This window comes from Acidovorax radicis N35 (assembly GCF_000204195.1).
GTDB lineage: Bacteria > Pseudomonadota > Gammaproteobacteria > Burkholderiales > Burkholderiaceae_C > Acidovorax > Acidovorax radicis.
In genome coordinates this window covers 190,345-204,087 of record NZ_AFBG01000023.1, presented here as the reverse complement: position 1 = coordinate 204,087, position 13,743 = coordinate 190,345, and the positions used below count along the sequence as shown (strand labels likewise).

The window sequence follows — 13,743 nt, the reverse complement described above, 5'->3', positions numbered from 1 at the left end:
ACGGTATATTATTATTGTTTTACAGAAAAGTTTGAGAAAAAATCATGTCCTCTCACGCCACTTCTCAGGTCTCTCCTGTCCAAAGTTCTTCGTTTCGGCGCCTGGCCTGGGGGTTGCTGGCGGCCAGTTGGGCGTGCGCCCTGGTGTCGCTGGGGTTCTCGCTGGCACGGTGGGCGGCCATCGGGCAAGAGGCGGGCTGGGGTGGCTGGATGCCACTGACGGTCGTGCCGGCGCAGGCCCTGCTGGTGGGCCTGACACCGCCGCAGTCCATGGAGTTGCAGTGGCGTTGGGTGGGGGTGGCTTTGGAATGCATTCCCGCTGTGGCCATGTTTTATGTGGTGCTGTGTGTGCACCGCATCTGCCGCACGTTTTTGGCGGGTGAGGTGTTCGGGGCTGTGGTCGTGCGGGGGTTTCGCGGTGTGGGTTGGGGTTTTCTGGCGATGTTCGTGACGTCGCTGCTCTACCAGGTGGGGGTGACGGCGTTGTTGTCGTGGTTGGCGTCGGGCCAGAACGGCGGGATGATCGCGCTCGGCGTCGGATCGTTCGAGATGAGCGTGCTGGTGGTGGGCCTCATGATGCTGCTGCTGGCCCATGTGCTGGCCGAGGGCCGCCGCCTGCAGGCCGAAGCCGATGCGTTCGTATAACCGGGGCGCCGCATGCCGATTGTTGTGACCCTGGATGAAATGCTGGTGCGCCGCAAGGTGAAGTCGCGCGATCTGGCGGCGCACGTGGGCATCACCGAGGCCAATCTTTCCCTGCTCAAGAGTGGCAAGGTCAAGGGTGTGCGCTTCGAGACGCTTTCGGCCATCTGCGAATACCTGCAGTGCCAGCCGGGCGACCTGCTGGTGTGGGTGCCGCACGATGGGGAGGAAACCGACGGCCAGCGCGGGGCCTGAGCCGTTGCGGTTCGGCCTGGGGAGTCGCTTGCGCCGCCGGCGCCTGGGGATGGCCGTGGCGCTGTCCCTGGTTCTGCATGCGGCGCTGCTGACGGTGTGGATGAAAAAAGAGGTGCGCCAGCCACGCGCGCGGCAGCCCGCCACCGCCGCGATGCAGTGGGTGACGGTCATGGCCCCGCCACCCGCAGCACCCCCACCACGTGCGCCGAAGGCTGAGGTGGCGGCTGCACAGGTGCTGCCGCGCTCTGCCTTGGGGCACCCGGCGGTGGCGGCGGGCCGCTCTGCCCATGCGCCGACGGACCCTGCGCCTGCGGCGCGTGCCGCAGTGGGAATTGCGGGCGCCGGTGTGGACGGCGAGCGCCATGGGGCCGCAGATCGGGCGGCTCCACCGGCGCAGGCTGCGGTGCCTTCTCAAACCGCCCCATCCAGCCCCCTGCCAGCATCTGCTGCATCTGCACCGTGGGAGGCCGACAGCATTGCACGTGCGCTGCAGCGGGAGCGGGCCTGGCAGCGGCGCCATGGCTCCCTTGCACCGGATGCCCTGACTGTACGGCGGGAGGCACCTGCACCCGGTTTGCCCATGGGGCATGAAATGTCGGTGCGCGAGTCGGTGGGGGCGGATGGGGGCCGTGTCTCCCGGGTCCAGGGCGCCGCTGGCACCTACTGCGTGCGCGTGCCGTCGGCCAACCGCCTGCCCGAGCTGGGAGCCGCGCCCCGGCTGGCGCCGGTCACCACCTGCCCATGACGCCGTGCCGCAACGGCGTCAGCGCGGCGGGCTGCGCTCCAGCAGCATGGCGTCGCCGTAGCTGAAGAAGCGGTACTGCTGCGCCATCGCATGCCGGTACAGGCCCATGATGTGGGCATAGCCTGCAAACGCGCTCACCAGCATCATCAGCGTGCTCTTGGGCAGGTGGAAATTGGTGATCAGCACATCCACCACCTGGAATGCAAAGCCCGGCGTGATGAAGATGTTTGTGTCGCCCGTGGCCTGGCCCGAGCGGGCCCAGGATTCGAGCGTGCGCACGGTGGTCGTGCCCACGGCCACCACGCGCCCGCCGCGCTGGCGGCAACGTTCCAGCGCCGCCAGCGTGGCCAGGGGCACTTCGTACCACTCGCTGTGCATCTGGTGTTCGGCCAGATTTTCGGTCTTGCACGGCTGGAAGGTGCCCGCGCCCACATGCAGCGTGACACTCGCGCGTTCGATGCCACGCGCGGCCAGGCCGGCCAGCACGCCTTCGTCAAAGTGCAGCGCGGCGGTGGGCGCGGCCACGGCGCCGGGAGCGCGCGCAAACACGGTCTGGTAGCGCTGGCTGTCCTCTGCCTCGTCAGGGTCGTGGTCGTTGTTCTGCTGGCGCTCGATGTAGGGCGGAAGCGGAAGGTGGCCGTGGCGGTCCATCAGCTCCCAGGGCGATTCGCCCGCAGGGCCGTGCAGCGCGAAGCGGAACAAGGGGCCGTCCTCGGTGGGCCAGCGGCCCAGCAGCATCGCGTCAAAACCACCCGCCTTGCGGCCCCCGGCCATGTGCACGGTGCTGCCGGGCAGGGGCTTCTTGCTGACCTTCATGTGGGCCACGACTTCGTTGCCGGGGTTGCCCGCCTCGGCGGGCAGCACGCGCTCGATCAGGAGTTCCAGCTTGCCGCCGCTGGCCTTCTCGCCAAAGATGCGCGCCTTGACCACGCGCGTGTCGTTGAAGACGAGCAGGTCGCCTTCGCGCAGCAGTCCGGGCAGCTCGCGAAAGATGCGGTCCACGGGCTGCATGGCACGGCCGTCGAGCAGGCGCGAGGCGCTGCGCTCGGGGGCCGGATGCTGGGCGATGAGTTCGGGGGGCAGCGAGAAATCGAAGTCGCTGAGGGTGAAGACGCGCGGGGCGTGGGGCGCGCTGGTGGCCAGCGGTGCGCTGGATGCGCCGGGGGAGAGATCAGTCATCGTGCTTGAGGGCCGAACGGGCCCGTGCCAAGGTAAAAATTACGGAGGGCGCGATTGTCCCATGTGGCTGTGAGGCCCGCCGGGTGCGGCGATGGCTGTCGCTATGGCTGCGTGGCGAACGCCACCGGTGCCGGCACGCGGTGCACCAGCCGCTGCACATCGTCGGCCTGGGCCAGTGTCGTGCCAGGGTGCAGCAGGGCAGCGGCCCCCGCAGCCAAGCCCCAGCGCAGGGCCTCGGCAGGGGCGTCGCCCCGGTCCAGCGCCCACACCAGGGCCGCCAGGAAACAGTCGCCCGCGCCCGTGGTGCCCGTGGTGGCGGGCACATTGAGGGCGGGCGCCTGCCACACGCCCTCGCGCGTGGCCAGCACGGCACCTTGTTCGCCCACCGACAGGGCCACGATCCCGGCGGCGCCGCTGTGCACCAGCGACTGGGCGGCGGCGCACCAGTCCGCCGCATGCTCCAGCGGTTGCCGCACCACCTCGCGCAGTTCGCGCAGGCTGGGCTTGACCAGGGCCACCCCGGCCTGCAGCGCAGCCGCCAGCGGCGGGCCCGAGGTGTCGATGGCCACGCGCACCCCCCGGGTGGACAGGGCCCGCGCCAGCTGGTCGTAGAAGTTTTCGGGTGTGCCGGGCGGCAGGCTGCCGCTGGCGATCAGCCAGCGCGGCGGCGGCTGTTGTGCCGTCAGCGCATCCAGGCAGGCCTGCCATTCGGCGGCTTGCAGCGTGGGGCCGGGCAGCACAAAACGAAACTCCTGGCCCGTGGTGGTCTCGACGACCGAGAAGTTGTCGCGCGTATCGCCTGCAATGGGTTGCAGCACCGTGGGCACGCCCTCGTCGGCCAGCAACTGCCGTACCTGTGCGCCCGCTGCACCGCCCGCCAGCGCCCAGGCCAGCACATCGGCGCCCAGGCGGTGCAGCACGCGCGCCACGTTGATGCCGCCGCCCCCTGCGAAGCGCTGCACCGGGCCGCAGCGCAGCTTGTGGGTGGGCGCAACGTGGCCGGTGGTGGTGGCCAGGTCGAGGGCGGGGTTCAGCGTGAGGGTGATCAGCGTGGGCATGGGGCTACCAGACTTTTTCGGCAAAGCCCGACCACAGCTCGTTCAGGTCCGGAAAACGCCACTTGTCGGGGTCTTCGCGCGCCACGATTTTTTCGTTGCAGTGCGGCGCGGACAGATCCACCATTTCGGGTGGGATGCGCAGGTCGGACTTGGTCGAGAAGAACACCTTGACCGTGGGGGCGGTGAGCGCGGCGGCCGATTGCTCGGTGACCACGCCGATGCGCCCCGAGGTCAGGCGCACGAGCGAGCCCACAGGGTAGATGCCGATGCTTTTCACAAAGGCCTGGAAGATGCGGGCGTCGAAATGGTCCGTGGTCCACTCGGCCATGCGGCGCAGCGACTCGGCGGGGTCCCAGCCGCGCTTGTAGGGCCGGTCGGAGGTGATGGCGTCGTACACGTCGCAGACGGCCGTCATGCGGGCGATCACGCTGATGCCCTCACCCTGGAGCTTGTTGGGGTAGCCCGACCCATCGACCTTTTCATGGTGGTGCAGGCAGGCATCCAGCACGGCGTCGGGCACGTTGCCGCCTTCCTTGAGCATGTGAAAACCCTCCACCGGGTGGCTGCGCACCACGGTGAACTCCTGGTCGGTGAGCTTGCCGGGCTTGTTGAGCACGGTCAGCGGAATGGCCGCCTTGCCCAGATCGTGCAGCAGGCCCGCCATGCCGGCCAGCCGCTGCTGGTCTTCCTTGAGCTTGAGCTGCTGCGCCAGGGCGACCATGAGCGCGCACACGGCCACCGAATGCATGTAGGTGTAGTCGTCGGCCGTCTTCAGGCGCGCCAGGCTGATGAGCGCGCCCGGGTTGCGGGTGACGGAATCCGAAATCTCTTCCACCAGGCTCTGTGCGCCCGCCGAATCCACCGCGCGGCCCAGGCGGGCCTCATTGAACATCGAGACCACGGCCTGCTTGGACTTCACGCAGATGGCGGCGGCCATCTTGAGTTCGCTGGCCATGTCCGTGGGCTTGCGGTCCCGCTTCGGCGGCGGTGGAGGAGGAGGCAGCGTGACCTTGAGGGGGGGCAGATCCTCCAGGCGGCTGAAGTCGGTGTCAATCTGGGCGTCGGCCTCTTCGCGCGACACCGACACGGTGCCGGGCGCCACGTCCAGCCCCTTGCTGGTGTCAATCCAGCATTCCTGGATCGCCGTGGCCTGGATGCGGGCCAGGTCCTTGGGTTCCTTGAGCAGGAACTTGGCCCGCCAGAAGGGGTGGTCCATCCACGAGCCGCAGAACTCGTGCAGATACATGCCCAGGGTGAGATGTTGAATGTGGATGCGCTTGAGCATGACGAGAACCCTGGGCTCGGAAAAAACGCCCGCCTTCAGGTGTGAGCAACGGTAACCATGGTAGCCTTTTTGCCCAGTCCCTGCCGTTCGTAGAACCCGCTACATGCCCGCCGCCGCCCCCAGAGTTTCCCGCAACGCCAAGGCTCCGGCACCTCCTGCCGTGGTCAAGGGCGGCGCGTCGGTGGCGCAGAAGGCGCTGCAGAAGCTGGGACTTCGGCGCGACATCGACCTGGCCCTGCACCTGCCCCTGCGCTATGAAGATGAAACCCGCATCACCCCGCTGGCCAATGCGCGCGATGGGCAGATGGTGCAGATCGAAGCCACGGTGACCTCCAGCGAAATTCAGCTGCGCCCGCGCCGCCAGTTGCTGGTGCAGGTGGAGGACGACACCGGGGCGTGCGAACTGCGTTTCTTCAGCTTCTACCCTTCGCACCAGAAGACCCTGGCCGTGGGTGCGCGCCTGCGCATCCGGGGCGAAATCAAGGGCGGCTTCTGGGGGCGACAAATGATGCACCCCGCGTTTCGCGCAGCGGGTGGCGAACTGCCCGCCGCGCTGACGCCGGTCTACCCCACCACCGCCGGTTTGCCACAGCCCTACCTGCGCCGTGCCGTGGTCGGCGCGCTGACGCGGGTGGACTTGTCAGACACCTTGCCATCCGGTGCCGAGCCGCCGGTGACTCGGGTTTATGGCCAAAATGGCCTCCAGCGCTTGTTCAGCTTGCGCGAGGCGCTCACTTTTTTGCACCACCCCACGCCCGATGTGGCTCTGTCCACGCTGGAAGACCACAGCCACCCCGCGTGGCAGCGCCTCAAGGCTGAGGAGCTGCTGGCCCAGCAGCTGTCGCAGCAGCAGTCGCGCCGCGCGCGCGACATGCTGCGTGCGCCCGTGTTGCGCGCACAAAAAGCCGCAGACGGTTCCTTGCCGCTGCACGAGCAGTTGCTGGCCGTGCTGCCGTTCAGCCTCACGGCGGCGCAGCGCCGCGTGGGCGAAGAGATTGCGGCCGACCTGGCCCGCAAGGTGCCCATGCACCGGCTGCTGCAGGGCGACGTCGGGTCGGGCAAAACGGTGGTCTCGGCCCTGGCCGCCTGCCTGGCCATGGACGCGGGCTGGCAGTGCGCGCTGATGGCGCCCACCGAAATCCTGGCCGAGCAACATTTCGCCAAGATGATCGGCTGGCTCGAACCCCTGCTGGCCGCGCGCGGCCGCAAGGTGGCCTGGCTGGTGGGGGGGCAGAAAAAGAAGGACCGCACCGCCATGCTCGCACTGGTGGCCAGCGGCGAGGCCGCGCTGGTGGTGGGCACCCACGCCGTGATCCAGGAGCAGGTGCAGTTCAAGAACCTGGCGCTGGCCATCATCGACGAGCAGCACCGCTTTGGCGTGGCGCAGCGGCTGGCGCTGCGGCAGAAGCTGGCCGCCCACGGCATGGAGCCGCACATGCTCATGATGAGTGCCACCCCTATCCCGCGCACGCTGGCCATGAGCTACTACGCCGACCTGGATGTCTCCGTCATCGACGAGCTGCCCCCGGGCCGCACCCCCATCGTCACCAAGCTCATCGCTGACAGCCGCAAGGACGAGGTGATTGCACGCATCGGCGCGCAGGTGGAGGCCGGGCGGCAGGTGTACTGGGTGTGCCCGCTGATCGAAGAGAGCGAGGCGTTGGATCTGAGTAACGCCACGGCCACCCATGCTGATCTGAGCGAAGCCCTGCCGGGTTGCATGGTCGGGCTGTTGCATTCGCGCATGCCCACGGCCGAGAAGAAGGCCGTGATGGCGCTGTTCACCAGCGGCCAGATGGGCGTGCTGGTGAGCACCACCGTGATCGAGGTCGGCGTGGACGTGCCCAACGCCTCGCTCATGGTCATCGAGCATGCCGAGCGTTTTGGCCTCTCCCAGCTGCACCAGTTGCGCGGGCGCGTGGGGCGCGGTGCGGCCGCATCGGCCTGCGTGCTGCTGTATGCCACCAACGACAGTGGCCGTGTGGGCGAAACCGCCAAGGAGCGCCTGCGCGCCATGGCCGAGACCAACGATGGCTTCGAAATCGCCCGGCGCGACCTCGAAATACGGGGCCCTGGCGAGTTCCTGGGCGCACGCCAGTCGGGCGACGCGCTGCTGCGTTTTGCCGACCTGGCCACCGACACGCACCTGCTGGAATGGGCGCGTGAGCTGGCTCCGGTGATGCTGGATCGCCACCCGGAATTGGCCGCAAAGCACGTGGCGCACTGGTTGGGTGGAAAATCCGACTATCTCAAGGCATGAAACGGCCTGCTGGAACACACCATGACCCTCACCGAACTCAAGTACATCGTTGCCGTGGCGCGGGAGAAACACTTCGGTCATGCGGCCGACGCCTGTTATGTATCGCAGCCCACGCTGTCGGTGGCCATCAAGAAGCTGGAAGAAGAGCTCGATGTGAAGCTGTTCGAGCGCAGCGCGGGCGAGGTCTCGGTCACGCCGCTGGGCGAAGAGATCGTGCGCCAGGCGCAGAGCGTGCTGGAGCAGGCGGCGGCCATCAAGGAGATCGCCAAACGCGGCAAGGATCCGCTGGCGGGGCCGCTCACACTGGGCGTGATCTACACCATCGGCCCTTACCTGCTGCCCGAGCTGGTGCGCCAGTCGATCGTGCGCAACCCGCAGATGCCGCTGATGCTGCAAGAGAACTTCACGGTGAAGCTGCTGGAGATGCTGCGCACGGGCGAGATCGATTGCGCTATTCTGGCCGAGCCCTTCCCGGACACGGGGCTGGCCATGGCGCCGCTGTATGACGAGCCTTTCATGGCAGCGGTGCCCAGCTCGCATCCGCTGGCGACCAAGAAGTCCGTGACGGCGGCTGAACTCAAGAGCGAAACCATGCTGCTGCTTGGCGCGGGCCACTGCTTTCGCGACCATGTGCTCGAGGTCTGCCCCGAATTCGCACGTTTTGCGAGCAATGCCGAGGGCATCCGCAAGTCGTTCGAAGGCTCTTCGCTGGAGACCATCAAGCACATGGTGGCGGCGGGCATGGGCGTGACACTGGTGCCGCGCCTGTCGGTGCCGCGCGATGCGCTGCTCACCGTGTCGCGCCGCCGCAAGAGCGACGAGACCTACATCCGGTATCTGCCCATCCGCGAGGAAGATGGCGGCCCGCCACCAGTGCGCCGCGTGGTGCTGGCATGGCGGCGCAGCTTCACGCGCTACGAGGCCATCGCGGCGTTGCGCAACGCGGTGTACGCATGCGAACTGCCGGGCGTGAAACGTCTGTCCTGAGCCGTCCTGGGTCTGCCTGGCGGGACTACACTTTCGCCCGCATGGCGTGTGGCGCGGTAGAAGCTCGCTGAGGACAAAACGCCACGGGTGGCACCAACCTGCCGCCCGCACTGCGGGGTTGCGCCACATGCAACCCGCGGGCGCCATGCGCACTCCACAACCCAAGGAAAGCAATCAATGAAGAAGATCCTGATGGCCGCTGGCTTGGCCGTGGGCCTGGCCGCGTGTTCCAGCATTCCCTCCTCGCACGCCCCCGTGGCGGGCACGGTCAAGAAGGCCGACATGGACCGCCTGGTGGCTTCGCTGCCCGCTGCGGCACAAGGCAGCTTCGGCGAGTTCCTGGCCCAGGCCGCCCGCGAGAACCCGATGCTGCGCGCCAGCGTCTCGGCCTATGCGGCCAAGCAGCCGCTGGCGGGGGACGACCTGGTCAACATCAGCCGTCTGCTCGGTCTGTACAACCGCCTGCACAACCAGGCGGCAGTGATCGACACCACCGCCAAGATGGTGGCGCTCCCCACGTTCCGGTCCGAGAAGGTGCCGCCACACGAAGACAAGTCCATCATTGCCTTCGGTGCGCTGGTGGAGGGCATGGCCCGCGATTTTGGCCTGCAGTTCCGCAACGTGGACAACCGTGTCTTTGAAGTGAAGCTGCCCGGCAGCGGCACCGAGGAGTTCGGCATCCTCACGCACGCCGACGTGGTGCCCGTGGTGGCCGACGAATGGGTGCTGGACGATGGCACGCGCCTGGACCCCTTCAAGCTCACGCGCGTGGGTGGCAACCTGTACGGCCGGGGCTCGATCGACGACAAGGGATCGATCGCCACCGTGCTCTACGCGATGAAGGCGGTGAAGGAAAGTGGCCTGCCGCTGTCGCGCACGATCCGCCTCATGATCGAGACGACGGAAGAAACCGGCGGCGACGCGATGAAGTACTACCGCGCCAAGACCACGCTGCCTGAGTACAACATCGTGCTCGACAGCAAGTACCCCGCCGTGGTGGCCGAGAAGGGCTCCGGCGCGCTGCGCGCCTCGTTCGCGCTGGGATCGGTGGCCAGCGTCAGCGCCACCGCCATCACCATCACCGCCATGGCCGGCGCCGCATCGACCAACGCCGTGCCGCAGACCGCCACGGCCCGCCTGCAGGGCGGCAACACTGCCGACGTGGCTGCGCGCTTGAACGCCGCCAAGGCTGCGTTCGTCGAGAAATACAAGCCACAGGGCGGGGTCTTCAGCATCGACGTCACGCAGGACGGCGCCGCCGTGCAGGTCAAGGTCACTGGCGCATCGGCCCACGGCTCACGCCCTGAAGAAGGCGTGAACCCGCTGCCGCGCCTGGCGCTGTTCCTCAAGGAGTCGGGCGTGGCGCTGGCCCCCAACGGCTACGCGCAGGCCGTGCGTTACCTCACCGACCTGTACGGCACCGACTACCTGGGCCGCACGCTGGGCCTGGCGTATGCCGACGACTTCATGGGCCCGCTGACGATGTCCCCCAACCTCGTGCGCGAGAAGGATGGCAAGGTCGATGTGCTGGTGAACGTGCGCATGCCCCGCGGCAGCACGCCCGAGGCGCTCGCGCAGGCCACGTCGGCCAAGATCAAGGCCTGGGGCACCCAGGCCGGCGTGGCGGTGGAGGTGGACCACCAACAGGGCAACTGGATGGCCCGCGACCCCAAGGGCGCCTGGCTCTCCACGCTGCTCAACACCTTTGGCGACACCACGGGCCTGGAAGCCAAGCCCGTGCCCACGGCCGGCAGCACCACGGCCAAGCTCATGCCCAACGCCATCAACTTCGGCCCCGCCATGCCGGGCAAGAAGTACACGGCCCACAACGCCAAGGAGTTCAAGGAGGTGGTGGACCTGGACGCGGACATGCAGATGTTCACCGAGATGCTGGTGCGCATCGGGAATTTGAGCCAGATGCAGTGATGGCTTTGGCGCCTGCGCTACAGTGACCACCAGCCGCCGTGCGCTGCGGTCCGGAGCCCTCCGGACCGCAGCGCACGGCGGATTCCATCGATTGACCGCCATTCCAACGAAGGAGCTTTCCATGGCCAAGGCCTCCAAGACCACCGCCCCCACCATCAACATCGGCATCAGCGAAAAAGACCGCGCCGCCATCGCCCAGGGCCTGTCGCGCCTGCTGGCCGACACGTACACGCTGTACCTGACCACGCACAACTTCCACTGGAACGTGACGGGCCCGATGTTCAACACGCTGCACACCATGTTCATGGCGCAGTACACCGAGCTATGGAACGCGGTGGACCCGATCGCCGAGCGCATCCGCTCGCTGGGCCATGTGGCCCCCGGCTCGTACGCCGAGTTCGGCAAGCTGGCCACGGTGCCCGACGCGCCGGCCAAGCCTCCGAAGGCGCTGGACATGGTGCGGGTGCTGGTCGAAGGCCATGAGGCCGTGGCCCGCACCGCCCGCAGCCTGTTCCCGCTGGCCGACAAGGCCAGCGACGAGCCTACCGCCGACCTGCTGACCCAGCGCCTCACGGTGCACGAGCAGACGGCCTGGATGTTGCGCTCGCTGCTGGAAGAGTGAGGCACCGGGGTGCAGCACGTATTGGTGTACGCCGACTCCCTGTCGTGGGGCATCGTGCCGGGCACCCGCCAGCGCCTGCCGTTTGGGCAGCGCTGGCCCGGTGCCATGGAGCTGGCCCTGCTTGAGCAGGGGCGTGAGGTGCGGGTGATCGAAGACTGCCTCAACGGTCGGCGCACCGTGTGGGACGACCCGTTCAAGCCCGGCCGCAATGGCCTTCAGGGCCTGGCGCAGCGCATCGAAATCCACTCCCCGCTGGCGCTGGTGGTCCTCATGCTGGGCACCAACGACTTCCAGTCCAGCCACCAGAACAGTGCCTGGCATTCGTCGCAGGGGCTGGCCGCGATCGTGGCGGCCATCCGGCAGGCGCCCATTGAGCCCGGCATGCCGGTGCCGCCCATCCTGGTGGTGGCGCCGCCGCCCATCACGGTGGCGCACGGTCCGGTCACGCCCAAGTTCGAGGGAGGCGACCTGCGGTGCGTCGGCACGGCAGCCGCCCTGGAACAGGTTGCCCGCACGATGGACTGCCATTTCCTGGATGCGGGCCAGGTGGTCACGGCCAGCCCGGTGGACGGCGTGCACCTGGATGCAGACCAGCATGCGCGGCTGGCGCAGGCGTTGACGCCGGTGGTCGCGCGCCTTCTTTAGCCGCTTCCAAGCCATGCCCGCCCGGTGGGTGGGCATGCGAGACTCTGCTGCTACATTCGGTGCGCCCGCACGTTTGGCGGGTTTTATAACCCTTCCGCACTCGCCAACGCATGCCGTCCGTCACCCCGCGCAGCCGCTTCGCCCTGTACCTTGATCTCATCCGCTGGGACCGTCCCGCCGGCTGGCTGGTGTGCCTGTGGCCCACGCTCTCCGCCCTGTGGATCGCGGCCGACGGATTCCCGGGCTGGCATTTGCTGGTGGTGTTCGTGTTGGGCACCATCCTCATGCGCAGCGCCGGCTGCTGCGTGAACGACGTGGCCGACCGCGACTTCGACAAACACGTCAAGCGCACCGCACAACGCCCGGTGACCACGGGTGCAGTGGGCGTGAAGGAGGCGCTGGCCCTGGGGGCCGTGCTGGCGCTGCTGGCGTTTGGCCTGGTGCTCACCACCAACACCGCCGCCATTGCCTGGTCGGTGCCCGCCGTGCTGGTGGCCATTGCCTATCCCTTTACCAAACGCATCATCGCCATGCCGCAGGCGGTGCTGGGCATCGCGTTCAACTTCGGCATCGTGATCGCGTTTGCCGCCGTGCAGGGCAGCGTGCCAGCCGTAGCTTGGTGGATGTGGCTGGGCAACCTGTTCTGGGTGCTGGCCTATGACACCGAATACGCGATGGTGGACCGCGACGATGACCTCCGGATCAGCATCAAGACCTCGGCCATCACCCTGGGCCGTCTGGATGTGGCCGCCATTGTGGTGTTCTACCTGCTTTTCTTGTCAATTTGGGTTCTGGCGCTTGATGGGTATACGTTGGGCGCTATTTTTTATGTAGCGTTAACCGTAGCCTTGGCGCAGGTGCTGTGGCATTTCACGCTGATCCGCACGCGCTCGCGCGAAGGGTGTTTCAAGGCATTCCGCGTGAACCACTGGCTGGGTGCCACGGTGTTTGCGGGCATTGCGGGCAGCTATCTGCTGCGGTGGCTGGGTGTGACGGGCTGACTGCGGCGTGCGGGCCGTGCTGGTCAGCGATTTGGTGGCGGGTTTTTACAAGCCGGTTTCCACGCCCTTCGCTACATTGCCTCAGAGCCTCCAGCCAGTCGGCATCTTTCATTCAAACCCCTTATCGCACCTCTCCATCCATGGCCGAAGACCGCGTCCATCAACTGCTGCTGGACATTAAGCAGCATCATCCAGAGCAACACGGCTTGCTGCAGGGCGCGCGTGCCCTTGTTCTTGCCCTGGGGCCGGATGTGCGCGAGGAGGTCAAATACGGCGGCATCCTCTTTTCGGCACCAGCGCCTTTTTGTGGCCTGTTTGCGTACACCCAGCATGTGTCGCTGGAGTTCGGCGATGGCGCCCAGCTGGCGGACGAATTCAAGGTGCTGGAGGGCGCTGGCAAACAGCGCAGGCACATCAAACTGCACACGCCAGAAGACCTGGCTGCCAAGCAGGTGTCCCACTACCTGGGATTGGCGTGCTCCATCAGCAATAGCCAGAAGCGCCAATAGCCGCCAGCCACTGCGGCGAAGCCACCACCGCTGCGGGCGTGCGGCCCAGCCAGCGACCAAATTCGCGCGTCATGTGGGCCTGGTCGGTGTAGCCATGGTCCGCTGCGCACTCCGCGAGCGACGGTGCCCCCGGCAACGCCTGCGCAGCACGGCGCACGCGGGCCAGGCACTTCCAATAGGCCGGCGCACGGCCGGTGGCGGCCTGCACCAGCCGTTGCAGGGTGCGTTCCGACACGCCCAGTTGCCGCGCTGCCTGGGCCACCTGGCTGTGGCGCGCCAGGCTTTGCAGGGCATCGGCCACCCGCGTATCCAGCGCCATGCAGTCGTGCAGCAACGGCAGGGCATTGTGGGGTTCGTTCATGGTTTGGCTCTGCAGCAGGGCCAGCAGGCGCTCTGCATCTACCTGCGTGCCCGGCTGCATGCGAAACCCCCAGTAGCACTCGCCCACCGTGCCGGGCACGGTGTAGGTGCTGTCCGCCAGGTCGGTCACAAACCAGGTGGGCGGCTGGTGGGGGAGGGCATGCAGGATCAGGTCACGGCAACCATCCGGAACCACCACGGTGCTGTCGGCAGCGCATGAAGTGTGGTGCCAGGCTTCAAAGGGATGTAAGAGTTGTGACATGGCCGAGC

14 protein-coding genes are annotated in these 13,743 nt (G+C 67.4%); 10 read left to right on the top strand and 4 right to left on the bottom strand.

The annotated features are described in order from the left end of the window. Positions 1-44 precede the first annotated feature (44 nt). The 3 genes from ARADN35_RS0122880 to ARADN35_RS0122870 are packed head-to-tail and all read left to right on the top strand — an operon-like array spanning position 45 to position 1,641. A complete protein-coding gene (locus ARADN35_RS0122880; RefSeq protein ID WP_081474698.1) occupies positions 45-644 on the top strand; it encodes a DUF2975 domain-containing protein in 600 nt (199 codons plus the stop codon). 12 nt (positions 645-656) lie between these two features. Beyond that, on the top strand, positions 657-896 hold the full coding sequence (locus ARADN35_RS0122875) for a helix-turn-helix domain-containing protein (protein ID WP_010466376.1): 240 nt from the start codon (positions 657-659) through the stop codon (positions 894-896). Between the two features lie 28 nt (positions 897-924). Further along, entirely contained in the window at positions 925-1,641 is a 717-nt protein-coding gene (locus ARADN35_RS0122870; protein WP_139019233.1) for a hypothetical protein, read from the top strand. An 18-nt stretch (positions 1,642-1,659) separates the two neighbouring features. Here ARADN35_RS0122870 and queA read toward each other — a convergent pair whose 3' ends face one another. The 3 genes from queA to ARADN35_RS0122855 all read right to left on the bottom strand — a co-directional run bounded on the left by queA (position 1,660) and on the right by ARADN35_RS0122855 (position 5,163). Beyond that, on the bottom strand, positions 1,660-2,820 hold the full coding sequence (gene queA / locus ARADN35_RS0122865) for a tRNA preQ1(34) S-adenosylmethionine ribosyltransferase-isomerase QueA (RefSeq protein WP_010466374.1): 1,161 nt from the start codon (positions 2,818-2,820) through the stop codon (positions 1,660-1,662). A 101-nt stretch (positions 2,821-2,921) separates the two neighbouring features. Further along, positions 2,922-3,878, bottom strand: coding sequence for a 1-phosphofructokinase family hexose kinase (locus tag ARADN35_RS0122860; RefSeq protein ID WP_010466373.1), 957 nt, complete (start codon positions 3,876-3,878; stop codon positions 2,922-2,924). Between the two features lie 4 nt (positions 3,879-3,882). Next, the gene (locus ARADN35_RS0122855; protein ID WP_010466372.1) at positions 3,883-5,163 is read right to left on the bottom strand and encodes a cyclic di-GMP phosphodiesterase; all 1,281 of its coding nucleotides are present in this window, start codon (positions 5,161-5,163) and stop codon (positions 3,883-3,885) included. Positions 5,164-5,266: 103 nt separating this feature from the next. Here ARADN35_RS0122855 and recG point away from each other — a divergent pair, with 103 nt between their 5' ends. The 7 genes from recG to ARADN35_RS0122820 all read left to right on the top strand — a co-directional run bounded on the left by recG (position 5,267) and on the right by ARADN35_RS0122820 (position 13,113). Then, a complete protein-coding gene (gene recG, locus ARADN35_RS0122850; protein ID WP_010466371.1) occupies positions 5,267-7,423 on the top strand; it encodes an ATP-dependent DNA helicase RecG in 2,157 nt (718 codons plus the stop codon). 21 nt (positions 7,424-7,444) lie between these two features. Then, positions 7,445-8,410, top strand: a complete 966-nt coding sequence (locus tag ARADN35_RS0122845; protein ID WP_010466369.1) for a LysR substrate-binding domain-containing protein — start codon at positions 7,445-7,447, stop codon at positions 8,408-8,410. A gap of 177 nt (positions 8,411-8,587) precedes the next feature. Further along, positions 8,588-10,336: a dipeptidase gene (locus ARADN35_RS0122840; protein ID WP_010466367.1), complete on the top strand. Its 1,749-nt coding sequence runs from the start codon at positions 8,588-8,590 to the stop codon at positions 10,334-10,336. A gap of 121 nt (positions 10,337-10,457) precedes the next feature. After that, positions 10,458-10,958 (top strand): Dps family protein, encoded by a 501-nt coding sequence (locus tag ARADN35_RS0122835; protein WP_010466365.1) that lies wholly within the window; start codon positions 10,458-10,460, stop codon positions 10,956-10,958. A gap of 9 nt (positions 10,959-10,967) precedes the next feature. Next, entirely contained in the window at positions 10,968-11,603 is a 636-nt protein-coding gene (locus tag ARADN35_RS0122830; protein ID WP_010466364.1) for an SGNH/GDSL hydrolase family protein, read from the top strand. Positions 11,604-11,713: 110 nt separating this feature from the next. After that, on the top strand, positions 11,714-12,604 hold the full coding sequence (ubiA, locus tag ARADN35_RS0122825) for a 4-hydroxybenzoate octaprenyltransferase (protein ID WP_010466361.1): 891 nt from the start codon (positions 11,714-11,716) through the stop codon (positions 12,602-12,604). Positions 12,605-12,744: 140 nt separating this feature from the next. Further along, the gene (locus ARADN35_RS0122820) at positions 12,745-13,113 is read left to right on the top strand and encodes a DUF1801 domain-containing protein (RefSeq protein WP_010466359.1); all 369 of its coding nucleotides are present in this window, start codon (positions 12,745-12,747) and stop codon (positions 13,111-13,113) included. On the opposite strand, the gene ARADN35_RS26750 is transcribed toward ARADN35_RS0122820, so the two are convergent. Continuing rightward, entirely contained in the window at positions 13,088-13,735 is a 648-nt protein-coding gene (locus tag ARADN35_RS26750) for an AraC family transcriptional regulator (protein WP_139019232.1), read from the bottom strand. The genes ARADN35_RS0122820 and ARADN35_RS26750 overlap by 26 nt on opposite strands. Between the last annotated feature and the right edge of the window lie 8 nt (positions 13,736-13,743).